1 protein-coding gene is annotated in these 782 nt (G+C 57.2%); it reads left to right on the top strand.

Annotated features, from left to right (window positions below; translation table 11 throughout):
• Nucleotides 1–60 precede the first annotated feature (60 nt).
• Nucleotides 61–782 (top strand): DUF932 domain-containing protein (locus tag B9P82_RS28080; protein WP_101701459.1); only part of this gene is annotated, 722 nt, incomplete at its 3' end.

The following is a 782-nucleotide window of genomic DNA, read 5'->3' as shown; positions in this document are numbered from 1 at the left end:
ACCGACGCCCTGCTCATCCGAGCGGGGCGTTTTCTTTTGTTTCTCAGAAAGGAAATTTCCATGCGCTTAGCCAGCCGCTTTGGCCGAATTAACCAGATCCGCCGTGACCGTCCGTTAACCCGTGAGGAACTGATGCAGCATGTCCCCAGCGTGTTCAGTGAGGACAGACACGGTTCCAGAAGTGAAAAATACGCTTACATCCCCACCATTACCCTGCTGGAGAACCTCCGGCGGGAGGGTTTCGAGCCGTTTTTTGCCTGCCAGTCACGCGTTCGCGACCAGAGCCGCCGGGAGCACACGAAGCACATGCTGCGTCTGCGCCGTGCCGGTCAGATAAAGGGTCAGCAGGTACCGGAGATCATTCTGCTTAACTCGCACGATGGCAGCAGTTCGTATCAGATGTTGCCTGGTTACTTTCGCAGCGTCTGCACGAACAGCCTCGTCTGCGGACAGTCGTTTGGCGAAATTCGCGTTCCACACAGGGGGAACGTGGTGGAAAAAGTCATTGAAGGGGCTTACGAAGTACTCGGTATCTTTGACCGGGTGGAAGAGAAGCGCTATGCCATGCAGTCGCTGATGCTGCCGCCACCGGCAAAACAGGCATTTGCCAGAGCAGCACTGACGTATCGCTTTGGTGAAGAGCATCAGCCGGTGACCGAAGCCCAGGTGCTCTCCCCCCGCCGCTGGCAGGATGAACAGAATGACCTCTGGACGGTATTCAACCGGCTTCAGGAAAATCTGCAGAAAGGCGGACTTGCCGGGCGAACCGCGCAGGGAAAGCG

Source organism: Citrobacter sp. L55 (assembly GCF_002850715.1).
GTDB classification, from domain to species: domain Bacteria; phylum Pseudomonadota; class Gammaproteobacteria; order Enterobacterales; family Enterobacteriaceae; genus Citrobacter; species Citrobacter braakii.
This window is presented reverse-complemented; position numbering and strand designations above follow the sequence as displayed.